Source organism: Streptomyces sp. NPDC033845 (assembly GCF_055576225.1).
Genome location: NZ_JBVIRI010000001.1, coordinates 87003 through 110104, shown reverse-complemented (window position 1 = coordinate 110104; position 23102 = coordinate 87003). Strand labels below are relative to the sequence as shown.

Annotated in this window: 22 protein-coding genes and 1 pseudogene; 15 read left to right on the top strand and 8 right to left on the bottom strand. The window is 71.1% G+C overall.

Annotated elements, in window-relative coordinates; translation table 11 throughout:
- Positions 1–16: 16 nt before the first annotated feature.
- Genes opcA through tkt form a run of 4 tightly spaced genes read right to left on the bottom strand, consistent with a single transcriptional unit; the run spans position 17 to position 5916 of the window.
- Complete coding sequence (gene opcA / locus ACZ50K_RS00525) at positions 17–1144, bottom strand: glucose-6-phosphate dehydrogenase assembly protein OpcA (protein WP_468895486.1); 1128 nt, start codon at positions 1142–1144, stop codon at positions 17–19.
- Positions 1141–2670 carry a glucose-6-phosphate dehydrogenase gene (gene zwf, locus ACZ50K_RS00520; RefSeq protein ID WP_468897129.1) on the bottom strand — a complete coding sequence of 510 codons (1530 nt, stop codon included), beginning with the start codon at positions 2668–2670 and terminating at the stop codon, positions 1141–1143. Before zwf ends, opcA begins: the two co-directional genes overlap by 4 nt.
- 2 nt (positions 2671–2672) lie before the next feature.
- Complete coding sequence (gene tal / locus ACZ50K_RS00515; protein ID WP_468895483.1) at positions 2673–3791, bottom strand: transaldolase; 1119 nt, start codon at positions 3789–3791, stop codon at positions 2673–2675.
- A gap of 37 nt (positions 3792–3828) precedes the next feature.
- On the bottom strand, positions 3829–5916 hold the full coding sequence (gene tkt / locus ACZ50K_RS00510) for a transketolase (RefSeq protein ID WP_468895480.1): 2088 nt from the start codon (positions 5914–5916) through the stop codon (positions 3829–3831).
- A 336-nt stretch (positions 5917–6252) separates the two neighbouring features.
- On the opposite strand from tkt, the gene ACZ50K_RS00505 reads away from it, so the two are divergent.
- The 3 genes and pseudogenes from ACZ50K_RS00505 (at position 6253) to ACZ50K_RS00495 (ending at position 8923) form a co-directional block, all read left to right on the top strand.
- Complete coding sequence (locus tag ACZ50K_RS00505; protein WP_468895477.1) at positions 6253–7200, top strand: heme o synthase; 948 nt, start codon at positions 6253–6255, stop codon at positions 7198–7200.
- A 24-nt stretch (positions 7201–7224) separates the two neighbouring features.
- Positions 7225–7536 (top strand): annotated as a pseudogene (locus ACZ50K_RS00500) (hypothetical protein); the annotation flags it as partial.
- A 217-nt stretch (positions 7537–7753) separates the two neighbouring features.
- Positions 7754–8923, top strand: a complete 1170-nt coding sequence (locus tag ACZ50K_RS00495; RefSeq protein WP_468897127.1) for an amidohydrolase family protein — start codon at positions 7754–7756, stop codon at positions 8921–8923.
- 30 nt (positions 8924–8953) lie between these two features.
- Here ACZ50K_RS00495 and ACZ50K_RS00490 read toward each other — a convergent pair whose 3' ends face one another.
- The 4 genes from ACZ50K_RS00490 to ACZ50K_RS00475 form a co-directional block, all read right to left on the bottom strand.
- On the bottom strand, positions 8954–9943 hold the full coding sequence (locus ACZ50K_RS00490) for a COX15/CtaA family protein (protein WP_468895474.1): 990 nt from the start codon (positions 9941–9943) through the stop codon (positions 8954–8956).
- A gap of 4 nt (positions 9944–9947) precedes the next feature.
- Positions 9948–11099 (bottom strand): hypothetical protein, encoded by a 1152-nt coding sequence (locus ACZ50K_RS00485; RefSeq protein WP_468895471.1) that lies wholly within the window; start codon positions 11097–11099, stop codon positions 9948–9950.
- A gap of 87 nt (positions 11100–11186) precedes the next feature.
- On the bottom strand, positions 11187–11954 hold the full coding sequence (locus ACZ50K_RS00480) for an ABC transporter permease (RefSeq protein WP_468895468.1): 768 nt from the start codon (positions 11952–11954) through the stop codon (positions 11187–11189).
- Positions 11951–12877 carry an ABC transporter ATP-binding protein gene (locus ACZ50K_RS00475; RefSeq protein WP_468895465.1) on the bottom strand — a complete coding sequence of 309 codons (927 nt, stop codon included), beginning with the start codon at positions 12875–12877 and terminating at the stop codon, positions 11951–11953. Before ACZ50K_RS00475 ends, ACZ50K_RS00480 begins: the two co-directional genes overlap by 4 nt.
- A gap of 131 nt (positions 12878–13008) precedes the next feature.
- Between ACZ50K_RS00475 and ACZ50K_RS00470 the strand changes: the two genes are divergently transcribed.
- From ACZ50K_RS00470 to ACZ50K_RS00415, 12 genes are all read left to right on the top strand, one after another.
- A complete protein-coding gene (locus ACZ50K_RS00470; protein WP_468895462.1) occupies positions 13009–13800 on the top strand; it encodes a formate/nitrite transporter family protein in 792 nt (263 codons plus the stop codon).
- A 119-nt stretch (positions 13801–13919) separates the two neighbouring features.
- Positions 13920–14669 carry a helix-turn-helix transcriptional regulator gene (locus ACZ50K_RS00465; RefSeq protein ID WP_468897125.1) on the top strand — a complete coding sequence of 250 codons (750 nt, stop codon included), beginning with the start codon at positions 13920–13922 and terminating at the stop codon, positions 14667–14669.
- Complete coding sequence (gene sufB, locus ACZ50K_RS00460) at positions 14666–16081, top strand: Fe-S cluster assembly protein SufB (protein ID WP_468895459.1); 1416 nt, start codon at positions 14666–14668, stop codon at positions 16079–16081. Before ACZ50K_RS00465 ends, sufB begins: the two co-directional genes overlap by 4 nt.
- 78 nt (positions 16082–16159) lie before the next feature.
- Positions 16160–17338 carry a Fe-S cluster assembly protein SufD gene (gene sufD, locus ACZ50K_RS00455; protein WP_468895456.1) on the top strand — a complete coding sequence of 393 codons (1179 nt, stop codon included), beginning with the start codon at positions 16160–16162 and terminating at the stop codon, positions 17336–17338.
- Positions 17338–17667, top strand: a complete 330-nt coding sequence (locus ACZ50K_RS00450; protein ID WP_468895453.1) for a bifunctional 3-phenylpropionate/cinnamic acid dioxygenase ferredoxin subunit — start codon at positions 17338–17340, stop codon at positions 17665–17667. The genes sufD and ACZ50K_RS00450 overlap by 1 nt, the downstream gene beginning before the upstream one ends.
- A gap of 7 nt (positions 17668–17674) precedes the next feature.
- Positions 17675–18439: a Fe-S cluster assembly ATPase SufC gene (sufC, locus tag ACZ50K_RS00445; RefSeq protein ID WP_468895450.1), complete on the top strand. Its 765-nt coding sequence runs from the start codon at positions 17675–17677 to the stop codon at positions 18437–18439.
- Positions 18436–19692, top strand: coding sequence for a cysteine desulfurase (locus tag ACZ50K_RS00440; protein ID WP_468895447.1), 1257 nt, complete (start codon positions 18436–18438; stop codon positions 19690–19692). The genes sufC and ACZ50K_RS00440 overlap by 4 nt, the downstream gene beginning before the upstream one ends.
- Before the next feature lie 15 nt (positions 19693–19707).
- Positions 19708–20172: a Fe-S cluster assembly sulfur transfer protein SufU gene (gene sufU, locus ACZ50K_RS00435; protein WP_468895444.1), complete on the top strand. Its 465-nt coding sequence runs from the start codon at positions 19708–19710 to the stop codon at positions 20170–20172.
- Positions 20169–20513, top strand: coding sequence for a metal-sulfur cluster assembly factor (locus ACZ50K_RS00430; RefSeq protein ID WP_007263433.1), 345 nt, complete (start codon positions 20169–20171; stop codon positions 20511–20513). The genes sufU and ACZ50K_RS00430 overlap by 4 nt, the downstream gene beginning before the upstream one ends.
- A gap of 156 nt (positions 20514–20669) precedes the next feature.
- Positions 20670–22085: a hypothetical protein gene (locus tag ACZ50K_RS00425; RefSeq protein WP_468895441.1), complete on the top strand. Its 1416-nt coding sequence runs from the start codon at positions 20670–20672 to the stop codon at positions 22083–22085.
- Between the two features lie 73 nt (positions 22086–22158).
- Entirely contained in the window at positions 22159–22479 is a 321-nt protein-coding gene (locus tag ACZ50K_RS00420) for a DMT family transporter (protein ID WP_468895438.1), read from the top strand.
- The gene (locus ACZ50K_RS00415) at positions 22479–23027 is read left to right on the top strand and encodes a TetR/AcrR family transcriptional regulator (RefSeq protein WP_468895434.1); all 549 of its coding nucleotides are present in this window, start codon (positions 22479–22481) and stop codon (positions 23025–23027) included. Before ACZ50K_RS00420 ends, ACZ50K_RS00415 begins: the two co-directional genes overlap by 1 nt.
- The last annotated feature ends 75 nt before the right edge of the window (positions 23028–23102 follow it).

The following is a 23102-nucleotide window of genomic DNA, read 5'->3' as shown; positions in this document are numbered from 1 at the left end:
GCCGGGCCCCTGGAGGCTACTTGCCCGGGTTCTTCTTCGCGGGGGCCTTCGCGGCCGGTTCGGCCGGAGCCGCCCCGGTCCCGGAGTCCTTGGCCGGAGCGGATCCGGAAGTGGCCGCGGACTTGGCCGGGCCGGAGCCGGCGGCCTTGGCGCGCGGGGCCGTTGCGGCCGCCGACGGGTCGGCCGGCCTGGTCGCCGCGATGGCGTCCGTGGGCTTGGCCAGGGTCAGCCGGTCCACGCCGAACTTCAGCGAGGTCTCGTACGTGTTGTCCGGGTCCAGCCGGCGGAGCTCCTCCGCCAGCAGTTCCGAGGTGTCCCGGCGCTTGAGGGCCACCGCGCGGTCCGGCTGCCCCGGCATGCACAGGGTGGCCAGGGCGCCGTCGGCCCGGTCCAGGACGATGTCCCCGCCCTCGGTCTCCAGCCGGACCGCGGTCAGTCCCGGCCCGCGGGACAGGTCCCGCTTCACCGGGACCTGGAGGCGGTCGGCCAGCCACATGCCGAGCAGCTCGCAGCTGGGGTTCTCGTCCTCGCCCTCGACGGTCGCCGAGGTCACCTTGAGCGCCTGCTGGTCCAGGGCCGCCGCCAGCATGGAGCGCCAGGGGGTGATCCGGGTCCAGGACAGGTCCGTGTCGCCCGGGGCGTACGCGGCGGCCCGGGCGCCCAGGGCCCCGATGGGGTCCTCGGCGGAGTAGGTGTCGGTGATCCGGCGCTGGCCCAGCGCGCCCAGCGGGTCGCCCGCCAGGTCGCTGGGGGCGCCCTCGGGCCACCAGACCACGACCGGGGCGTCCGGCAGCAGCAGCGGCAGGACCACTGACTGGGCGTGGTTGACCAGTTCGCCGTGCAGCCGCAGAACAACCGTTTCGCCAGTGCCGGAGTCCGTCCCGACGCGGATCTCCGCGTCGAGCCGGGCGTCCCGCCGCGAGCGCGGCGAACGGCTGGCCCGCTTGATCACCACGATGATCCGCGAGGGGTGCTCGTGGGAGGCCTCGTTCGCCGACTTCAGGGCGTCGTAGGCGTTCTCCTCGTCGGTGACGATGACCAGGGTCAGCACCATGCCGATGGCCGGCGTGCCGATGTCCCGGCGCGCCTGCACCAGCGCGGAGTTGATCCTGCTGGAGGTGGTCTCCGTGAGATCGATCTTCATGGCCGGCGCCAGCTCCGTCCGTCTCGTGCGAGCATCTCGTCCGCCTCGACCGGCCCCCAGGTGCCCGCCGGATACTGCGCGGGCTTGCCGTGGGTGTCCCAGTACTGCTCGATCGGGTCGAGGATGTTCCAGGACAGTTCGACCTCCTGGTGGCGCGGGAAGAGGTTCGCGTCGCCCAGCAGGACGTCCAGGATCAGCCGTTCGTAGGCCTCGGGGCTGGACTCGGTGAAGGACTCGCCGTAGGCGAAGTCCATGGTCACGTCCCGGACCTCCATGGAGGTCCCCGGCACCTTGGAGCCGAACCGGACGGTCACGCCCTCGTCCGGCTGCACCCGGATGACCAGGGCGTTCTGCCCCAGCTCCTCGGTGGCCCCGGACTCGAACGGCAGGTAGGGGGCCCGCTTGAAGACCACCGCGATCTCGGTGACCCGGCGGCCCAGCCGCTTGCCGGTCCGCAGGTAGAACGGGACCCCCGCCCAGCGGCGGTTGTTGATCTCCAGCCGGACGGCCGCGTAGGTGTCGGTCTTGGAGTTCGGGTCGATCCCGTCCTCCTCCAGATAGCCGACGACCTTCTCGCCGCCCTGCCAGGCGCCCGAGTACTGGCCGCGCACGGTGTGCTTGCCCAGGTCGTCCGGCAGCTCCACCGCCGTCAGCACCTTCAGCTTCTCGGCCACCAGCGCCTTGGGGTGGAAGGAGCCGGGCTCCTCCATCGCGGTGAGCGCCAGCAGCTGCAGCAGGTGGTTCTGGATGACGTCGCGGGCGGCGCCGATGCCGTCGTAGTAGCCGGCCCGGCCGCCGATGCCGATGTCCTCGGCCATGGTGATCTGCACGTGGTCCACGTACGACCGGTTCCAGATCGGCTCGAACATGGTGTTGGCGAAGCGGAGCGCCAGGATGTTCTGGACGGTCTCCTTGCCGAGGTAGTGGTCGATCCGGAAGACCTCGTCACGGGGGAAGACCTCGTGGACGATCTTGTTGAGTTCCTCCGCGCTCGCCAGGTCGTGGCCGAAGGGCTTCTCGATGACGGCACGCCGCCAGGAGCCCTCCTGCTGCGCGAGCCCGTGGTTCTTGAGCTGCTTGACCACCTTGGGGAAGAACTTCGGCGGCACCGACAGGTAGAAGGCGAAGTTGCCGCCCGTGCCCTGCTGCTTGTCGAGTTCCTGGATGGTCGTCTTCAGGGTCTCGAACGCCTCGTCGTCGTCGAAGTCGCCCTGGACGAACCGGCAGCCCTGCACCAGCTGCTGCCAGACCTCTTCCCGGAACGGGGTCCGCGAGTGCTCCTTGACGGCCTCGTAGACCTCCTGGGCGAAGTCCTCGTGCTCCCATTCACGGCGGGCGAAACCGATCAGCGAGAAGCCCGGTGGCAGCAGCCCCCGGTTCGCCAGGTCGTAGACGGCGGGCATCAGCTTCTTGCGCGACAGGTCACCCGTAACGCCGAAAATGACCAGGCCGGACGGCCCCGCGATGCGCGGGAGCCGCCGGTCCTGTGCGTCACGAAGCGGGTTCGCTCCGTTTACAGACAAAATGCTCAGTCCTCCGCAGGGGCGAGGCGCGCCAGCTCCGCCTCGGTCGACTTCAGCAGGTCGTTCCAGGACGCCTCGAACTTCTCGACGCCTTCGTCTTCGAGCAGCTGGACCACATCGTCGTACGAGATGCCGGCCTTCGCGACCGCGTCGAGTTCGGCGCGGGCCTGCTCGTAGGTGCCGCGGATGGTGTCACCGGTGACCACGCCGTGGTCGGCGGTTGCCTCCAGGGTGGCCTCCGGCATGGTGTTGACGGTGCCCGGGGCGACCAGGTCCACCACGTACAGGGTGTCCTTGTACGCGGGGTCCTTGACGCCGGTGGAGGCCCACAGCGGGCGCTGCTTGTTGGCCTGCGCCTTGTCCAGGGCCTCCCAGCGGGGGCCGGCGAAGACCTCTTCGAAGGCCTGGTAGGCCAGACGGGCGTTGGCGAGGGCCGCCTTGCCCTTCAGGGCCTTGGCCTCGTCGGTGCCGATGGTGTCGAGCCGCTTGTCGATCTCGGTGTCCACCCGGGACACGAAGAAGGAGGCCACCGAGTGGATCTTCGAGAGGTCCAGGCCCGCGGCCTTCGCCTTCTCCAGGCCCGCCAGGTAGGCGTCCATGACCTCGCGGTAGCGCTCCAGCGAGAAGATCAGCGTCACGTTGACGCTGATGCCCTTGCCGATGACCTCGGTGATCGCCGGCAGGCCGGCCTTGGTCGCCGGGATCTTGATCAGGGTGTTCGGCCGGTCCACCAGCCAGGCCAGCTGCTTGGCCTCGGCGATGGTCGCGGTGGTCTGGTGGGCCAGCCGGGGGTCGACCTCGATGGAGACCCGGCCGTCCTGGCCCTGGGTGGCGTCGTAGACCGGGCGGAGGATGTCCGCCGCGTCCCGGACGTCCGCCGTGGTGATCATCCGGAGGGCCTCTTCCACGGTCACCTTGCGGGCCGCGAGATCGGTCAGCTGCGGGGCGTAGCCCTCGCCGCCGCTGATCGCCTTCTGGAAGATCGCCGGGTTGGTGGTGACCCCGACCACGTGCTGCTGGTCGATGAGCTCGGCCAGGTTGCCGGACGTGATGCGCTTGCGGGACAGGTCGTCCAGCCAGATCGCCACGCCTTCGTCGGAGAGGCGCTTGAGTGCGTCTGTCATGGGAATTGCATCTCCTACTGGTGCTTGGGTACGGGCGTCAGCCCGCGGCGGCCGCGAGGGAGGCCTTGGCGGCGGCGGTCACGGCCTCGGGGGTGAAACCGAACTCGCGGAAGAGGACCTTGGCGTCGGCCGAGGCACCGAAGTGCTCCAGGGACACGATCCGGCCGGCGTCGCCGACGTACCGGTGCCAGGTCAGGCCGATGCCGGCCTCGACCGCGACCCGGGCCCTGACGGAGGCGGGCAGCACGCTCGCCCGGTACGCCTCGTCCTGCTCCTCGAACCACTCCACGGACGGCATCGAGACCACCCGGGTCGGGATGCCCTCGGCCTGGAGCTGCTCGCGGGCCGCGACGGCCAGCTGGACCTCGGAGCCGGTACCGATCAGCAGCACCTGGGCGTCGCCGCCCTCGGCCTCGAAGAGCACGTACCCGCCCTTGGCGGCGTCCTCGTTGCGGTCGTACACGGGCACGCCCTGACGGGTCAGCGCCAGACCGTGCGGGGCGCCCTTGCCGAAGACCTTGGTGTGCCGGCGCAGGATCTCGCGCCAGGCGATCGCGGTCTCGTTGGCGTCGGCCGGGCGGACCAGGTTCAGGCCCGGGATGGCGCGCAGCGAGGCGATGTGCTCGACCGGCTGGTGGGTCGGGCCGTCCTCGCCGAGGCCGATGGAGTCGTGCGTCCACACGTAGGTCACCGGCAGGTGCATCAGCGCGGAGAGCCGGACGGCGTTGCGCATGTAATCGGAGAACACCAGGAAGGTGCCGCCGTAGATGCGGGTGTGGCCGTGCAGCGCGATGCCGTTCATGGCCGCGGCCATCGAGTGCTCGCGGATGCCGAAGTGCACGGTGCGGCCGTACGGGTCGGCCTCCGGCAGCGGGTTGCCCGTCGGCAGGAACGAGGAGTTCTTGTCGATGGTGGTGTTGTTGGAGCCGGCCAGGTCGGCCGAGCCGCCCCACAGCTCCGGGATGACCGCGCCGAGCGCGCCGAGCACCTTGCCGGAGGCGGCGCGGGTGGCGACCGAGGAGCCGGTCTCGAAGACCGGGAGCTCGTCCTCCCAGCCCTCGGGGAGCTCGTTGGCCTGGATCCGGTCGAAGGAGGCGGCGCGCTCCGGGTTGGCGGTGCGCCAGGCGGAGAACTCCTTCTCCCACGCGGCCTTGGCGTCGCGGCCGCGGTCCAGGGCCTTGCGGGTGTGCGCGATGACCTCGTCGGAGACCTCGAAGGTCTGCTCCGGGTCGAAGCCCAGGACCCGCTTGGTGGCGGCCACCTCGTCGCCGCCGAGCGCCGAGCCGTGCGCGGCCTCGGTGCCCTGGGCGTGCGGGGCCGGCCAGGCGATGATCGAGCGGGCGGCGATGAAGGACGGACGCTCGGTCTCGGCCTTGGCCGCCTCCAGGGCCGCGTACAGGGCCTTGGGGTCGAGGTCGCCGTTGGCCTGCTGGGCGACCCGCTGGACGTGCCAGCCGTACGCCTCGTACCTCTTGAGGGTGTCCTCGGAGACGGCCGTCTCGGTGTCGCCCTCGATGGAGATGTGGTTGTCGTCCCACAGCAGCACCAGGTTGCCGAGCTTCTGGTGGCCCGCGAGGGAGGAGGCCTCGGCGGAGATGCCCTCCTGGAGGCAGCCGTCACCGGCGATCGCGTAGACCATGTGGTCGAAGGGGGAGGTGCCCGGGGCGGCCTCCGGGTCGAACAGACCGCGCTCGTAGCGGGCGGCCATGGCCATGCCCACCGCGTTGGCGACACCCTGGCCCAGCGGGCCGGTGGTGGTCTCCACGCCGGCCGTGTGGCCGTACTCCGGGTGGCCGGGGGTCTTGGAGCCCCAGGTGCGGAACGCCTTCAGGTCGTCCAGCTCCAGGCCGAAACCGGCCAGGTACAGCTGGGTGTAGAGGGTCAGCGACGAGTGGCCGGCGGAGAGCACGAAACGGTCGCGGCCCACCCACTCGGGATCCGCCGGGTCGTGCCGCATCACCTTCTGGAACAGGGTGTAGGCGGCGGGGGCGAGGCTCATCGCCGTCCCCGGGTGGCCGTTTCCGACCTTCTGGACCGCGTCCGCGGCCAGGATCCGGGCGGTGTCGACAGCCCGCTGGTCCAGTTCGGTCCATTCGAGCTCTGTGGTCGTCGGCTTGGTGCTCACCGTGGGTCAGGGCTCCTCTCCACATGTCTGGATGTCCCGGTGACGAACGGTGCACCGGCGCGATTCCGAGCCTACCCCCGCTGCGGCGTGCGGCTATTCGAGTGCCTCCGCTCCGTCACTACCCTGTCACCTCGCGACCCGCCGGACCGCTACGGCGGCCCGTGTTGCGGCGCTCGGCCCAACACGGGGCCACCCCCGCGCGGGGCGAGTGAAGGGCAGCGTCTAGAGTGGCGTGGTACGCGCAAGTCCTCACCGCTCCTTCACGCCCCTCATGCCCCGCATGACGGAGGCCATGTCGGTGTGTGAACCGGGCTTGCTGGGAGTCTTTCGTCAGGGGTGTGCGTGACGGCCGTCGAATCCCGTCCAGCGGGGGTGCTCGGGACGAGCCCCGCCCACCGGCCGTTCGGGGCCCGGGTCATGGCTTTCGTGGCACTGACCAAGCCGCGGATCATCGAGCTGCTGCTCATCACGACCGTGCCGGTCATGTTCCTCGCCGAACAGGGCGTCCCGTCGCTGTGGCTGGTCCTCGCCACCTGCGTCGGCGGCTACCTGTCGGCCGGCGGCGCCAACGCGCTGAACATGTACATCGACCGGGACATCGACGCGCTGATGGACCGTACGGCCCAGCGTCCGCTGGTCACCGGCATGGTCAGTCCGCGCGAGACCATCGTCTTCGGCGTCACCCTCGCGGTGGTGTCCACCCTGTGGTTCGGCCTGCTGGTCAACTGGCTGTCCGCGGCGCTCTCGCTCGGCGCGCTCCTCTTCTACGTGGTCGTCTACACGATGCTGCTGAAGCGGCGCACCACCCAGAACATCGTCTGGGGCGGGATCGCCGGCTGCCTGCCGGTGCTGATCGGCTGGTCCGCCGTCACCAACTCGATGTCCTGGGCCGCCGTCATCCTCTTCCTGGTCATCTTCTTCTGGACGCCGCCGCACTACTGGCCGCTGTCCATGAAGGTGAAGGAGGACTACGCGCGGGTCGGCGTGCCGATGCTGCCGGTGGTCGCGGGCAACCGGGTGGTCGCCCGGCAGATCGTCCTCTACAGCTGGGTGATGGTCGGCGTCTCGCTGCTGCTCACCCCGCTGGGCTACACCGGCTGGTTCTACACATCGGTGGCCCTGCTGGCCGGCGGCTGGTGGCTGTGGGAGGCGCACGCCCTGCACGCGCGGGCCAAGGCCGGTCTGACCGGAGGGAAGCTCAAGGAGATGCGGCTGTTCCACTGGTCGATCACCTATGTGTCGCTTCTCTTCGTCGCGGTGGCCGTGGATCCCTTCCTCCGTTGATTACCCGCCGGTAGCATGCCGTTCATGGCAGACACCAAGCAGGAGCGCACCGCGGCCAAGCTGGCCAAGCAGATCGGCGCGTTCAGCCGCGCCCACGGCGGTGCCGAGGGCCAGATCGCGTACATCGGCCAGGCCGGCACCCGGATCGTGCTCGTGGGCGAGGACGGCGGCTGGGGGGACCTGGTCGCCCCCAGCCGGGAGGTCGCCGCACTGGCGGCCGAGAAGGCCGGTCTGAGCCTCCAGGAGGAGTTCGACGGGGAGATGGCGGCCAAGGTCCGCACCGGCCCGTACGAATGGACCCGCATGGCGGGCATCCAACTGGGCGGCCCGGCCAACCCGCCGGCCGCCGCGGCGCCCGCGGCCGCCCCGGAGCCGGAGCCCGAGCCCGAGCCCGAGGCGGCTCCCAAAGCCGAGGCCGCTTCCGAGGCGGAGGAAGCGAAGCCCGGGGCCCAGGGGGACACCCCCTAGGGGCGATACCTCCGTACGGGGTCACCCGTTAGGAGGGGTGGAAGAAGCGCGCCGTCCACCACGGGATGCCCCGATGATCGACCGGTTGATCGAAACGCCACCCCTGGTGGACCACCACTGCCACGGTGTGCTCCGCACCGAGCTGGGCCTCGGGGGCTTCGAGGCCCACCTCTCGGGCTCCCGCGCCCCGGCCGCCGCCGGCACCACCTTCTTCGACACCCAGGCCGGATTCGCCGTGCGCAGATGGTGCCCCCCGCTGCTCGGCCTGGAGCCGCACGCCCCGCCCGCCCGCTATCTGGCGCGCCGCCGGGAGCTCGGCGTACTGGAATCCCGGCGGCGGCTCCTGGCCGGCTCGGGGATCGGTACCTTTCTGGTGGACACCGGGCTGCCCGGGGACCTGACCCGGCCCGCCGAACTGGCGGCGGCCGGCCGGGCCGCCGGATACGAGATCGTCCGGCTGGAACCGCTCGCCGTCCGGGTCGCCGACACCTCCGGCACCCCCGCCGCCTTCCTGGAGAACCTCGCCGAGGCGATCCGGGCGGCCGCCGTGGACGCCGTCGCCTTCACCTGCGGCGGACCGGCGGGCTGCGGACTGGAACTGGCCTTCGCCCCCGGGCCGCCCGGCGGCGGGGAGGTCCGGCAGGCGGCCGGCCGCTGGCTGGCCGGCCGGGCCGAGGGCGGACCGGTACGGGACCCGGTGCTGATCCGGCACCTGCTGTGGAGCGCGGTGGCCTCCGGGCTGCCGCTCCAGCTCCACACCGGCGGGGCGGACCCCGCCCGGCGGGCCGACCGGGCCGATCCGGCGCTGCTCACCGACTTCGTCCGGGCCACCGAGGGGCTGGGCACCGATCTGGTGCTGCTGCACGGCTACCCGCACCACCGGGGGACCGCCCAGCTGGCCGCGGCCTTCCCGCACGTCTACGCCGATCTGGGCCCGGCCCTCGGACACACCGGGGCCCGGGCCGCCGGGGTGCTCGCCGAGTTCCTCGAACGGGCGCCCTTCGGGAAACTGATGTTCTCCAGCGGGGGCCGTCAGCTGCCCGAACTGCACACGGTGGCCGCCCTGGTGTTCCGGGAGGCGCTGGGCCGGGTGCTGGGCGGCTGGGTGGCGGACGGGTCCTGGTCCGCGCGGGACGCCGAACGGGTGGCGGCCCTGCTGGCCGCGGAGAACGCCCGCCGGGTGTACCGGCTGGCGGCCCGGGCGGAGCCGCCGCGCCCGCCGGCCGCCCGGTCCGCCCCCGCGCTGCTGCCCTGAGGGGCCGGCCGGGGACGGACCGGGGGCCGGTCAGACGGAGGTCAGCTCGGGATCGGTCTGGGAGGGGATGCCCGCCCGCTCCTCGGGGCGCTCGCGCAGGCTGAGGACCAGCCGGAGGACGGCGATCCAGACCAGGCAGGAGCCGAGCATATGGGCGCCCACCAGGACCTCGGGGAGGTCGGTGAAGAACTGGACGTAGCCGATGGCGCCCTGGGCGAGCAGCACGACCAGCAGGTCGCGGGCCCGGGCCCGGGTGTCCAGGGGGGCGTCCGCCACCCGCAGCACCAGCCACATCGCCACCGCCAGGGCGCAGACCAGCCAGGCCGCGACGGCATGCACATGGGCGGTGGTGGCCCAGTCGAAGTCCATCCGCTTCACCTCGCTGCTGTCGCCCGCGTGCGGCCCCGAACCGGTCACCACGGTGCCCGCGGCGATCAGTACCAGGGTGGCGGCGACCAGCGCCCAGGACAGCTTGCGGACCGGTGCCGGGACGCGGGGCCGGGGGGCGCCGTCGCCCTCGCGGGCCCGCTGCCAGGTGAGCGCGGTCACCGTGATCAGCCCGGTGGCGAGCAGGAAGTGCCCGGCCACGCTGTAGGGGTTGAGGCCGGTCATCACGGTGATGCCGCCGAGCACCGCGTTGGCGAGGACCAGGGCGAACTGGGTCCAGCCGAGCCGGGTGAGCGAGCGCCGCCACGGCTTGGCGCAGCGGGCCGCCAGGATGGACCAGCCGACGGACGCGCTCAGCACGTACGTCAGCATCCGGTTGCCGAACTCGATGGCCCCGTGCACCCCCTGGGCGGGGGTGGCGAACAGGTTGTCGTCGGTGCACTTGGGCCAGGTGTCGCAGCCGAGACCGGATCCGGTCAGCCGCACCGCGCCGCCGGTGACGACGATGACCACCGTCATGACGAGGGCGGTCAGCGCGGCCCGCCGGACGATCCGGGGTGACGGGGTCCAGCGGCTGGCGATGTATGCGAAGGGGTTCAACACGCCCCATATCGTAGGCGACCCCTTGTGCAAAGATTCACGAGGGGTCGTCAGCTCGCGCCGCGGGTCCCGGCTCGGGGCTGCTGACCAGCCGGAACCGGGCGGCGGCCGGGTCCCCTTCGGTCTGCCACCAGACGTGCAGCCGCCAATACCCGGCGGAGCCGGGGCAGTCCGCGGACTCCTTGAAGCCGCGTACCAGTTCTGACGCTACGTCCTCTGCTGTCCTATTTCTTACATCTGAGGCGCTATGCCATGGATGGTCGAGTATGGTCCAGAGCCCGTCGGGCCCCCGCACCTCGAACCGCCAGACCGCCAGCCAGGGGGTCACCTCCAACATGGTGTGCACGTGCTCCGCGTCCAGCCGCAGCCCGGCCGCGATCCGGTCAGGCTCCAGACCCTGGATCCGGGCCGCCACCACCGCCTGCGGCAGCAGCGGCTCGGCCAGCAGCCCGTCGGTCCGCAACCGGGCCAGCGACTCGAAGGACAGGAAGCGCAGCCGCAGTTCCAGCTGGCGCCCGATGTGCTCCAGGGCCTCCTCGGCCTCCAGGGCCAGGTCCGGATCGGCGGGGCCGGTCAGCAGCAGCCCCCGGAAGTCGCTCTCCGCGTCCACCGCCCAGGCCACCGCGTCCTCGGCGAACCCCAGCTCGGCCAGCCGGTCCCCGAGGAACACCTTCGCCTGGGCCAGCCCCTGCCGGTTCACCGGATCGGTCTGGTCCAGGCCGCGCCACACGTCCACCGCGGTCCGGGTCAGCCCCACGGCCCGCTCACCGGCCGCCCGCTCCATCGGGCCGGGCCCCTCCACGGCGGCCGTGCCCAGCGGATAGCGCGGCAGCCGCAGCCCGTCGCTCAGCGGCCAGGCCAGCCAGACGCCCTGGTTGATCAGCCCGCGGGCGTACCAGCGGGTGTACTCGGGGGAGTGCTCGGCGGCCTGCTGCGCGTGCCGCAGGCCCTCCTCCACCGCGGACAGCGCCCCGGCCCGGTCCCCGTGCGCGAAGCGGCGGCCGGCCAGATCGGACAGCCGCAGGCCCAGCCGGGCCGCGCAGTCCGGATCGGTCCGGGCCGGCTCCCGCAACGCGGTGATCAGCTCGCCCAGCAGCCGGTCGGCCTCGTCGGGATCCGCGTGCGCGGCCCCCGACCGGATCCGTGCCCACTGCTCGTCCAGCCGCAGAACGGCCTCTCGCCGCGCCATGCCCGCCCCCCGGCGTCACCCCGCGAGGATCACCTCACGAGTGGAGGCGTCCATCCTCGCGGCTCGGCCGCGCACAGCGGAAGGGATTCACTCCCAGCGGAAGAAGCGGGCCGCGGCACCGAGCCCCAGCACCGACCAGACGGCCAGCACCGCCACCTGGCCCCAGGGCAGCGCGACACCGTCCCGGAGCACGTCACGGAGCCCCTCGGAGAGCGCCGAGATCGGCAGCAGTTCGAGGGCGGAGCGGACCGCCCCGGGGAACTTGTCCAGCGGCACGATCACCCCGCCGGCCACCAGCAGCAGCAGGAACACCAGATTGGCGGCCGCCAGGGTCACCTCGGCCTTCAGGGTGCCGGCCATCAGCAGCCCCAGCCCGGAGAAGGCGGCCGTACCGAGCAGCACCAGCAGGGCCACGGAGAGCGGGTTCCCCCGCGGGGACCAGCCCAGGGCCAGCGCGATCCCGGTCAGCAGGGCGATCTGGAGGACCTCGGTGACCAGCACCGACAGGGTCTTCGCGGCCATCAGCGCCCAGCGCGGCAGCGGGGAGGCGCCGAGCCGCTTCAGCACCCCGTAGCGCCGGTCGAAACCGGTGGCGATGGCCTGGCCGGTGAAGGCGGTGGACATCACGGCCAGCGCCAGCACCCCGGGGGCCAGGAAGTCCACGGACTTCCCGGCGCCGGTGTCGACGATGTCCACCACCGAGAACAGGGTCAGCAGCAGCGCCGGGATGATCACGGTGAGCAGCAGCTGCTCCCCGTTGCGGAGCAGCATCCGGGTCTCCAGCGCGGCCTGCGCGGCGACCATCCGGCCGACCGGGGCGGCCCCGGGCCGGGGGGTGAACGTGCCGGCGCTCATCCGCGCAGCTCCTTACCGGTGAGTTCCAAGAAGACGTCCTCCAGGGTGTGCCGCTCGACCGAGAGGCTGTCCGGCATCACCCCGTGCTGGGCGCACCAGGAGGCGACGGTGGCCAGCAGCTGTGGGTCGACCTCGGCGGTGACCCGGTAGACGCCGGGGGTGAGCTCGGCGGCCTGGGCGCCGTCCGGCAGCGCCTTCAGCAGGGAGGGCAGGTCCAGGGCGGGCCGGCCGGTGAAGCGCAGGGTGTTCTCGGCGCCGCCGCGGCACAGCTCCTCGGGGCTGCCGTCGGCGATGACCCGGCCGGCGTCGATGACGGCGACCCGGTCGGCGAGCTGCTCGGCCTCGTCCATGTGGTGGGTGGTGAGCACGACGGTGACCCCGTCGGCGCGCAGTTCCCGTACGAGGTCCCAGGTGGCGCGGCGGGCCTGCGGGTCCAGGCCGGCCGTGGGCTCGTCGAGGAAGACCAGCTCGGGGCGCCCGACCACGGCCATGGCCAGGGCGAGGCGCTGCTGCTGGCCGCCGGACAGCCGGCGGTAGGGGGTGCGGCCGCAGCCGCCCAGGCCGAGGCGTTCGACCAGGCCGTCCACGTCGAGCGGGTCGGCGTACAGCTTGGCCATGTGGCGGAGCATCTCCACGGCGCGGGCGCCGGAGTAGACCCCGCCGGACTGGAGCATCACCCCGATCCGCGGGCGCAGTGCCGCGGCGTCGGCGACCGGGTCGAGGCCGAGCACCCGGACCGTGCCGGAGTCCGGCCGGAGATAGCCCTCGGCGGTTTCCACAGTGGTCGTCTTGCCCGCGCCGTTGGGACCGAGGACCGCGGTGACCGAGGACCTCTCGACGGTGAGGTCCAGGCCGTCCACCGCTGTCTTGGTGCCGTACCGCTTCACCAGCTCGCGGATCCGCACGGCGGGGTCGTTGCTCATGCGGGTGAGTCTACGGAGCCCGGGGGCGCCCTCCGGACGGGCCCTTGGTCCCCGGGGGCGGGGGCCGCCGGGCCGCCGGCTGGTGACCTTTTCGGGCCGGCGGCGGGCCTCCGGCGGCCTAGCGTGGAACGGTGAACAGCATCGCGCAGAACGTCGAGGCCACCTCCGGGCAGGCCGAGCACAAGGCCCACGACCTGGGGCATCCGCCGCGGTACTTCGTGTCGGCGATGCTCGCGGGCGCGTACATCGGGATCGGTGAGGTGCTGCTGCTGGTGGCGATCTCGCCGTTCGTGGCGAAGGGCTCGGCGGCGGTGAAGCTGCTGGAGGGGGCGGTCTTCCCGATCGCCCTGACCATCGTGATGTTCGCCGGGGCCCAGCTGTTCACCAGCAACGTGATGGTGATGCTGGTCGGGGCGCTGTCCGGGCGGACCGGCTGGCGGGACCTGGTGCTGTCCTGGTCGCTGTCGCTGGCCGGGAACCTGGTCGGGGCCTTCGCCTTCGGGGCCATGGTGCACGCCTCGGGGGTGACCTCCGCGCCGCCCGCGAGGGCGATGCTGGCGGAGATGGTGCACGCCAAGATGGCGCTGAGCGGCGGGCAGCTGTTCTGGCGCGCGGTGCTCTGCAACATGCTGGTCTGCATCGCCATCTGGATGTTCACCCGGGCCCGCGGGGACGCCGCCAAGATCTTCGTGCTGTGGCTGCCGGTGGCGGTGTTCGTGGCCGTGGGATTCGAGCACTGCGTGGCGAACATGGCTCTTTTCAGTCTGGCGATCCTGGATGGCTCAGCAGCGTTCGGTGATCTTTTCCGAAATCTGATGTTCACCGTTCCCGGGAACATCGTGGGCGGGGGATTGCTGGTGGGAGCCGTGTACTGGTTCACCGGAGGGGCCCGGCGCGATCTCGGAGCGATGCCCTCCGCATAACTCTCCGTAGATAAATTAGGTAACCCTTAGTGATGGAGGCCACCGCGCGTGGCCTCCATCACGGCTTGTCGCGGCTCGCTTAATTACGCAACAATGGCGTTGTGAAATACGGCGAACGGCTGAACGAGACCCCCCAGGGGGAGCTCGCGACCGGGGAGCGGTCCACCCGCAACCGGGTCGCGCGGTCCATCCTGGACCACGGTCCGTCCACCGTCGCCGACCTCGCCCGGCGGCTCGGCCTCACCCAGGCCGCCGTCCGCCGCCACCTCGACACGCTCGTCACCGACGACGTGGTCGAACCCCGCGAGCAGCGCGTGTACGGAGCCCGCACCCGGGGCCGGCCCGCCAAGGTCTTCGCGCTCACCGACTGCGGGCGCGACGCCTTCGACCAGTCCTACGACGCCCTCGCTGCGGACGCCCTGCGCTGGATCGCGCAGTCCGCCGGCGGCGGCGAACAGGGCGAGGCGGCGGTCGCCGCCTTCGCGAAGGCCAGACTGGACGCCCAGGCCGAGGCCTACCGGGCGGCCGTGGACGCCGCGGACCCCGCGGAGCGCACCGAGGCCCTTGCCAAGGCGTTGACCGTGGACGGGTACGCTGCTACGGCGAAGAGCGCTCCCGGTCCGCACAGCGGCGAACAGCTCTGTCAGCACCACTGCCCGGTAGCCCATGTCGCCGAGCAGTTCCCGCAGCTGTGCGAGGCGGAGACCGAGGTCTTCTCCCGCCTGCTCGGGACGCATGTGCAGCGGCTCGCCACGATCGCCCACGGCGACGGGGTGTGCACGACCTTCATCCCGCGCGGCGCGGGGGCGGGCAGCGCACAGGCACACACACCAGCATCTGCAAGCACGGCCGGGAGGAACCCCGCATGACCACGGAGACTGCTCACCCTGAACTTGAGGGCCTGGGTAAGTACGAGTACGGCTGGGCCGACTCCGACGCGGCCGGCGCCGCCGCGAAGCGCGGCCTCAACGAGGACGTCGTCCGCGACATCTCGTCCAAGAAGAACGAGCCCGAGTGGATGCTGAAGCTCCGCCTCAAGGGCCTGAAGCTCTTCGACAAGAAGCCCATGCCGACCTGGGGCTCCGACCTCTCCGGCATCGACTTCGACAACATCAAGTACTTCGTCCGTTCCACCGAGAAGCAGGCCGCTTCCTGGGAGGAACTGCCCGAGGACATCAAGAACACGTACGACAAGCTCGGCATCCCGGAGGCGGAGAAGCAGCGCCTGGTCGCCGGTGTCGCCGCCCAGTACGAGTCCGAGGTCGTCTACCACCAGATCCGCGAGGACCTGGAGGAGCAGGGCGTCATCTTCGTCGACACCGACACCGCGCTGAAGGAGCACGAGGAACTCTTCAAGGAGTACTTCGGCACCGTCATCCCGGTCGGCGACAACAAGTTCGCCTCGCTGAACACGGCCGTGTGGTCGGGCGGATCGTTCATCTACGTGCCCAAGGGCGTGCAGGTGGAGATCCCCCTCCAGGCCTACTTCCGGATCAACACCGAGAACATGGGCCAGTTCGAGCGGACGCTGATCGTCGTCGACGAGGACGCCTACGTCCACTACGTCGAGGGCTGCACCGCCCCGATCTACTCCTCGGACTCGCTGCACAGCGCCGTGGTCGAGATCATCGTGAAGAAGGGCGGCCGCTGCCGCTACACGACGATCCAGAACTGGTCGAACAACGTCTACAACCTGGTCACCAAGCGCGCCGTGGCGTACGAGGGCGCGACCATGGAGTGGATCGACGGCAACATCGGTTCCAAGGTCACCATGAAGTACCCGGCCGTCTACCTGATGGGCGAGCACGCCAAGGGCGAGACCCTCTCCATCGCCTTCGCCGGCGAGGGCCAGCACCAGGACGCCGGCTCCAAGATGGTCCACATGGCGCCGAACACCTCCTCGAACATCGTCTCCAAGTCGGTGGCCCGGGGCGGCGGCCGCACCTCCTACCGCGGTCTGGTCGAGATCGGCGAGGGCGCGCCCGGCTCGAAGAGCAACGTCCTCTGCGACGCCCTGCTCGTCGACACCATCTCCCGCTCGGACACGTACCCCTACGTGGACGTCCGCGAGGACGACGTGACCATGGGCCACGAGGCGACCGTCTCCAAGGTCTCCGACGACCAGCTGTTCTACCTGATGCAGCGCGGGCTCACCGAGTTCGAGGCCATGGCCATGATCGTGCGCGGCTTCGTCGAGCCGATCGCGAAGGAGCTGCCCATGGAGTACGCCCTGGAGCTCAACCGGCTGATCGAGCTGCAGATGGAGGGCTCGGTCGGCTAGTACCGCCGCCCGGCCGCGCCATCCGCGCAGATCCCTTTGACGTGACGCAAGACGCAGGAAGAGAGCAAGACGACAGCCATGGCTGAGGCTCAGAACAACGCAGTGGGCTCCACCACCGCCGGCTCCATCGCGGTGGCGGCGGAGTCCACCGTCGCCACCCGGATGAGCGCACCGCCGTCCTTCGACGTGGCGGACTTCCCGGTGCCGCACGGCCGCGAGGAGGAGTGGCGGTTCACCCCGCTGGCGCGGCTGCGCGGACTCCACGACGGCAGCGCGGTCGCCAACGGCACCATGAAGGCCCAGATCGACGCCCCCGAGGGCGTCACGGTCGAGTCCGTGGACCGCGGCGACGAGCGCATCGGCAAGGCCGGCACCCCGGTGGACCGGGTCGCCGCCCAGGCCTTCTCCTCGTTCGCCAAGGCCACGGTCGTCACCGTGGCCAAGGAGACCGTGCTGGCCGAGCCCATCCGGGTCGCCCTGCACGGCGAGGGCGGCACGACCTTCGGTCACACCGTCTTCGACATCAAGCCCTTCGCCGAGGCGATCATCGTCATCGACCACACCGGTGACGGCGTCCGCGCCGCCAACGTCGACATCCTCGTCGGCGACGGCGCCAAGGTCACCTTCGTGTCCGTGCAGGACTGGGACGACACCGCCGTCCACACCTCCCAGCACAACGCGCTGATCGGCCGGGACGCCAGCTTCAAGTCCGTGGTCGTCACCTTCGGCGGCGACTTGGTCCGGCTCCACCCGCGGGTCACCTACGCGGGCCCCGGCGGCGAGGCCGAACTGCTCGGCCTGTACCTCACCGACGCCGGCCAGCACCAGGAGCACCGCCTCCTGGTCACCCACGACGCCCCGCACTGCACGTCCAACGTGATCTACAAGGGCGCCCTCCAGGGCGAAGGCGCCCACGCGGTGTGGATCGGCGACGTCCTCATCGAGAAGACCGCCGAGGGCACCGACACCTACGAGATGAACCGCAACCTGGTCCTCACGGACGGCGCGCGGGTCGACTCGGTACCGAACCTGGAGATCGAGACCGGCGAGATCGTCGGCGCCGGCCACGCCTCCGCGACCGGCCGCTTCGACGACGAGCAGCTCTTCTACCTCCAGGCCCGCGGCATCCCCGCGGACGAGGCCCGCCGCCTGGTGGTCCGCGGCTTCTTCGCCGAACTCATCCAGCAGATCGGTGTCACGGACATCGAGGAGCGCCTGATCACGAAGATCGAGGCCGAACTCGAGGCGTCCGCCTGATGACCTACGTCAAGGCCTGTTCGCTGAGCGAGCTGGAACAGGACACCCCCAAGCGGGTGGACCTGGACGGCACGCCGGTGTCCATCGTCTCCACCGAGGGGGAGGTGTTCGCGATCAACGACATCTGCTCGCACGCGAACGTGTCACTCTCCGAGGGCGAGGTCGAAGACTGCCAGATCGAGTGCTGGCTGCACGGCTCGGCGTTCGACCTGCGTACCGGCAAGCCGTCCGGGCTGCCCGCGACGCGCCCCGTTCCCGTATACCCCGTAAAGATCGAAGGGGGCAGCGTCCTCGTCGACGTGGCCGCCCCCCTCTCCCAGGAGTCCTGAGGCACCCATGGCAACGCTTGAAATCCACGACCTGCACGTCTCCGTCGAGGCCGAGAATGGCGCCCGCGAGATCCTCAAGGGTGTCGACCTCACCGTCAAGCAGGGTGAGACGCACGCCATCATGGGGCCGAACGGCTCGGGCAAGTCCACCCTGGCGTACTCGCTGGCCGGGCACCCGAAGTACACCATCACCGGTGGCACCGTGACCCTCGACGGCGAAGACGTCCTGGAGATGTCCGTCGACGAGCGCGCCCGCGCCGGCGTCTTCCTCGCCATGCAGTACCCGGTCGAGGTCCCCGGAGTCTCGGTCTCCAACTTCCTGCGGACCTCCGCCACCGCCGTCCGCGGCGAGGCCCCCAAGCTGCGCACCTGGGTGAAGGAGGTCAAGTCCGCGATGGAGCAGCTCCACATGGACCCGGCCTTCGCCGAGCGCAACGTCAACGAGGGCTTCTCCGGCGGCGAGAAGAAGCGCCACGAGATCCTCCAGCTGGAGCTCCTCAAGCCGAAGATCGCGATCCTCGACGAGACCGACTCCGGCCTGGACGTCGACGCCCTGCGCATCGTCTCCGAGGGCGTGAACCGGGTCCGCGAGGGCGGTGAGGTCGGCACCCTGCTGATCACCCACTACACGCGCATCCTCCGCTACATCAAGCCCGACTTCGTGCACGTGTTCGCGAACGGCCGCATCGCCGAGTCCGGCGGCGCCGAGCTCGCCGACCAGCTTGAGGCCGAGGGCTACGACAAGTACGTGAAGGGTGGCGCGACCGCGTGACACAGCTGCCTGGCCTCCTCGACATCGAGGCGATCCGCAAGGACTTCCCCCTGCTGGATCGTGTGGTCCACGACGGGAAGAAGATCGTCTATCTGGACAACGCGGCGACCTCGCAGAAGCCGCGCCAGGTACTCGACGCGCTGAGCGAGTACTACGAACAGCACAACGCCAACGTCCACCGCGGCGTGCACGTGCTGGCCGAGGAGGCCACGGCGTTGTACGAAGGCGCCCGTGACAAGGTCGCCGCCTTCATCAACGCGCCGAGCCGCGACGAGGTCATCTTCACGAAGAACGCCTCCGAGTCGCTCAACCTGGTCGCGAACATGCTCGGCTGGGCCGACGAGCCCTACCGGGTGGACCGCGACACCGAGATCGCCATCACCGAGATGGAGCACCACTCCAACATCGTCCCGTGGCAGCTGCTCGCGCAGCGCACCGGCGCGAAGCTGAAGTGGTTCGGCCTGACCGACGACGGCCGGCTCGACCTGTCCAACATCGAAGAGGTCATCACGGAGAAGACGAAGATCGTCTCCTTCACGCTGGTCTCCAACATCATGGGCACCGTCAACCCGGTCGAGGCGATCGTCCGGCGCGCCCAGGACGTCGGCGCCCTGGTGCTGATCGACGCCTCCCAGGCCGCCCCGCACATGCCCCTGGACGTCCAGGCCCTCGGCGCCGACTTCGTGGCCTTCACCGGCCACAAGATGTGCGGCCCGACCGGCATCGGCGTGCTCTGGGGCCGCCAGGAGCTGCTGGAGGACCTGCCCCCGTTCCTCGGCGGCGGCGAGATGATCGAGACCGTGTCCATGCACGCCTCGACCTACGCCCCGGCACCCCACAAGTTCGAGGCGGGCACCCCCCCGATCGCCCAGGCCGTCGGCCTCGGCGCGGCCGTGGACTACCTGTCCGCCATCGGCATGGACAAGATCGCCGCGCATGAGCACGCGATCACCGAGTACGCCGTCCGGCGCCTGCTGGAGGTCCCCGACCTGCGGATCATCGGCCCCACCACGGCCGAGGACCGCGGCGCCGCGATCTCCTTCACCCTCGGGGACATCCACCCGCACGACGTGGGCCAGGTCCTGGACGAGCAGGGCATCGCCGTCCGCGTGGGCCACCACTGCGCCCGCCCGGTCTGCCTGCGCTACGGAATTCCCGCGACCACCCGGGCGTCCTTCTACCTGTACTCCTCTCCGGCCGAGGTCGACGCACTCGTCGACGGGCTGGAGCACGTACGGAACTTCTTCGGGTAGAGGGGCGGCGCACCTGTGAAGCTGGATTCCATGTACCAGGAACTGATCCTGGACCACTACAAGCACCCGCACGGCCGAGGTCTGCGCGACGGCGACGCCGAGGTGCACCACGTCAATCCGACGTGCGGCGACGAGATCACCCTGCGCGTGAAGTACGACGGCGAGAAGCTGACGGACGTCAGCTACGAGGGCCAGGGCTGCTCCATCAGCCAGGCCAGCGCCTCCGTGCTGAACGAACTGCTGGTCGGCAAGGAACTCGCCGAGGCACAGAAGATCCAGGAAGTCTTCCTGGAGATGATGCAGTCGAAGGGCCGCACCGAGCCCGACGAGGCGATGGAGGAGGTGCTGGAGGACGCGGTCGCGTTCGTCGGCGTCTCCAAGTACCCGGCACGCGTGAAGTGTGCTCTGCTCAGCTGGATGGCGTGGAAGGACGCGACGGCCCAGGCTCTGGGCGGCGTGGAGAAGGAGACGACGGCATGACCGAGAACGCGACGCCCGAGGCGTCGATCAAGCCGGCCACCGAGGAGGAGGTCCGCGAGGCCCTCTACGACGTGGTCGACCCCGAGCTGGGCATCGACGTCGTCAACCTGGGCCTGATCTACGGCATCCACATCGACGACGCCAACATCGCCACCCTCGACATGACGCTCACCTCGGCGGCCTGCCCGCTCACGGACGTCATCGAGGACCAGGCGAAGTCCGCCACCGAGGGCATCGTGAACGAGCTCCGGATCAACTGGGTCTGGATGCCGCCGTGGGGCCCGGACAAGATCACCGACGACGGCCGCGAGCAGCTCCGCGCCCTCGGCTTCAACGTCTGAGCAGCAGCGCACCACCCAGGGGCCCCCTCCGCTTCGGCGCAGGGGGCCCCTGCTGTTCGCCCGGCGTACCCTCGGTGTGAACCCGGAATTCGGTCCGGGAGTGGACTCTTCTCGACGGCCGGCATGCCGTGCCGGCCACACACGAGAGGACCATCTGTGACCGTTCGTCTTTCGACCGCAGGCCGCCGCCGGGGAGCCGCCGGAGCGGCCGGGGCCGCGGCCCTGCTGGTGGCCGGGCTGACCGCCCCCGCGCACGCGGTGGCCGGCGGGGTCCCGGCGGCCGCCGATGTGACGGTCTCGCTGTCCGCCGGCCATCTGAGCGGCGCGGTGGGCGGGGAGGCCGAGCCGGCCGTGACCGTGGACATCGCCCAGGCCGGGGTCCCCGACGGGTTCCTGCGGCTGCGCGTGGTGTCCTCCAGCAACCCGGCCGTGGCGGACGTGCGAGACGTGCGGCAGGAGCGGACCTGGACCGGTGACCGGCGGCTGACCGTCCGGGCCCGCGCCCAGGGCTACACCGACCTGACCCTGGAGGTGACCGGGCGGGGCGGGAAGACCGCCACGGCCGTCCTCTCCTACGCGGCCTCCGCCAAGGTCACCGGCGGGCTCGCCCCCCGCTATCTGACCGGCTCCTCGGACGCCTCCGCCGCGGTGCCGGTGGGCGGCGGGCACGTGCTGGTGGCCGACGACGAGTCCAATGTGATCCGGCTGTTCGACCGGACCCGCTCCGGCGGCCCGGTGAAGACCTGGGACCTAGGTCCGGCCCTGGGCCTGAAGAAGGAGGCCGACATCGAGGCCGCCACCCGGGTCGGGAACACCGTCTACTGGACCGGCTCGCTCGGCAACAACAAGGACGGCAAGTACAAGGCCGAGCGGAACACGGTCTTCACCACCACCGTCACCGGTTCGGGCGCCGGCACCGAGATCACCTTCGGCACCGCCTACCGGACCCTCCGCGAGGACCTGATCGCCTGGGACCGGGCCAACGGCGACCGCTACGGGTTCGCGGCCGGCACCGCCGCCGGACAGGTGCCCAAGCAGATCGACGGCTTCAACGTGGAGGGCCTGGAGTTCGCCCCCGGCTCCACCGGCACCGCCTACCTGGGCTTCCGCGCGCCGCTGGCGCCCGCCGCGCTCGGCGGCAAGGCCCTGGTCGTGCCGGTGGTCAACTTCGACCGGGTGGTGGCGGACGGCGCCAAGCCGGTGTTCGGCGCGGGCATCGAGCTGGACCTGGGCGGCCTGGCCGTCCGCGACATCCGCAGGAACGCCGCGAACCAGTACCTGATCCTGGCCGGCTCCTGGGCCGCCGACGACAACTCCGACCCCTACGCCCTCTACCAGTGGGACGGGGCCCCCGGACACGCCCCGGTGAAGCGGGCCGACCTGCCGACCACCGACCCGGGCGGCTGGGAGGCCGTCGTCGAGGTGCCCGACCTGCGGTGGCCCGGCGCACCGGTCCAGCTGATCACCGACAGCGGGGCGGCCGACCTCTACGGGGACGGCACCGAGGCCAAGGACCTGGACCACCCGGAGTGGAAGAAGTCCCGGTCCGCCTGGTTCCTGCTGCGCCGCTAGCCCGGCGCTTGCGGATCTTGCCGGGCGCTCAGGATGTGTACGGCTGTACGCAACGTTGTGTACAGTCGTACTCATGCCCTACGTACTGCTTGCCGCGGCCATCGCCGCCGAGGTCGCCGGAACCACCGCCATGAAGTACAGCGACGGTTTCAGCAGGCTCTGGCCCTCCCTCGGCACCCTGCTCGGCTACGCGATCGCCTTCACCCTCCTCGCCCAGACCCTGAAGTCGATGTCCGTGGGCACCGCCTATGCGATCTGGGCGGGCGTCGGCACCGCCGCCGTCGCCGCGATCGGCATGCTGTTCCTCGGGGAGTCCGCCGGAGCGGTGAAGATCACCGGGATCGCACTGGTGATCGCCGGAGTGGTCCTGCTCAACCTGGGCGGCGCGCACTGATGGCGGGCACCCGGAGGTACGACCCGGACCGGCGGGAACGGATCATCGACGCGGCCATCCGGGTGGTGGGCGCCAAGGGCATCGCCGGACTGAGCCACCGGACCGTGGCCGCCGAGGCCGATGTGCCGCTGGGCTCCACCACCTACCACTTCGCCACCCTCGACGAACTGCTGGTGGCCGCCCTGCGCCGGGCCAACGACGGGTTCGCCGCCGTGGTGGCCGCCTCCCCGGCGATGGCCGACCCGACGGCGGACCTGGCCGACGCGCTGGCCCGGCTGCTCGGCGAGCTGCTGGCCGCCGACCGGGGGCGCGTGGAGCTGGAGTACGAGCTCTACCTCGCGGCGCTGCGCCGCCCGGCCCTGCGCCCGGTGGCGGCGGAGTGGTGCGAGGCCATGGCGTCCGCTCTGACCGGCCGCACCGACCCGGCCACCGCCCGGGCCCTGGTGGCGCTGATGGACGGCATCGCCCTCCAGGCCCTCCTGACGGACCGGCCGTACGAGGAGGAGCACGCCCGCGAGGTCCTCGCCCGGATCCTCCGCCCGGCCTGAACCGGCCTGAACCGGCCTGAACCGGCCTGAACCGGCCTGAACCGGCCTGAACCGGCCTGAACCGGCCCGCACCGG

Coding starts and splice junctions, on each gene's coding strand:
- opcA (WP_468895486.1), bottom strand. CDS start 1,144: ATGAAGATCGATCTCACGGAGACCACCTCCAGCAGGATCAACTCCGCG.
- tal (WP_468895483.1), bottom strand. CDS start 3,791: ATGACAGACGCACTCAAGCGCCTCTCCGACGAAGGCGTGGCGATCTGG.
- ACZ50K_RS00485 (WP_468895471.1), bottom strand. CDS start 11,099: ATGGCGCGGCGAGAGGCCGTTCTGCGGCTGGACGAGCAGTGGGCACGG.
- ACZ50K_RS00480 (WP_468895468.1), bottom strand. CDS start 11,954: ATGAGCGCCGGCACGTTCACCCCCCGGCCCGGGGCCGCCCCGGTCGGC.
- ACZ50K_RS00475 (WP_468895465.1), bottom strand. CDS start 12,877: ATGAGCAACGACCCCGCCGTGCGGATCCGCGAGCTGGTGAAGCGGTAC.
- sufB (WP_468895459.1), top strand. CDS start 14,666: ATGACCACGGAGACTGCTCACCCTGAACTTGAGGGCCTGGGTAAGTAC.
- sufD (WP_468895456.1), top strand. CDS start 16,160: ATGGCTGAGGCTCAGAACAACGCAGTGGGCTCCACCACCGCCGGCTCC.
- ACZ50K_RS00450 (WP_468895453.1), top strand. CDS start 17,338: ATGACCTACGTCAAGGCCTGTTCGCTGAGCGAGCTGGAACAGGACACC.
- sufC (WP_468895450.1), top strand. CDS start 17,675: ATGGCAACGCTTGAAATCCACGACCTGCACGTCTCCGTCGAGGCCGAG.
- ACZ50K_RS00430 (WP_007263433.1), top strand. CDS start 20,169: ATGACCGAGAACGCGACGCCCGAGGCGTCGATCAAGCCGGCCACCGAG.
- ACZ50K_RS00420 (WP_468895438.1), top strand. CDS start 22,159: ATGCCCTACGTACTGCTTGCCGCGGCCATCGCCGCCGAGGTCGCCGGA.
- ACZ50K_RS00415 (WP_468895434.1), top strand. CDS start 22,479: ATGGCGGGCACCCGGAGGTACGACCCGGACCGGCGGGAACGGATCATC.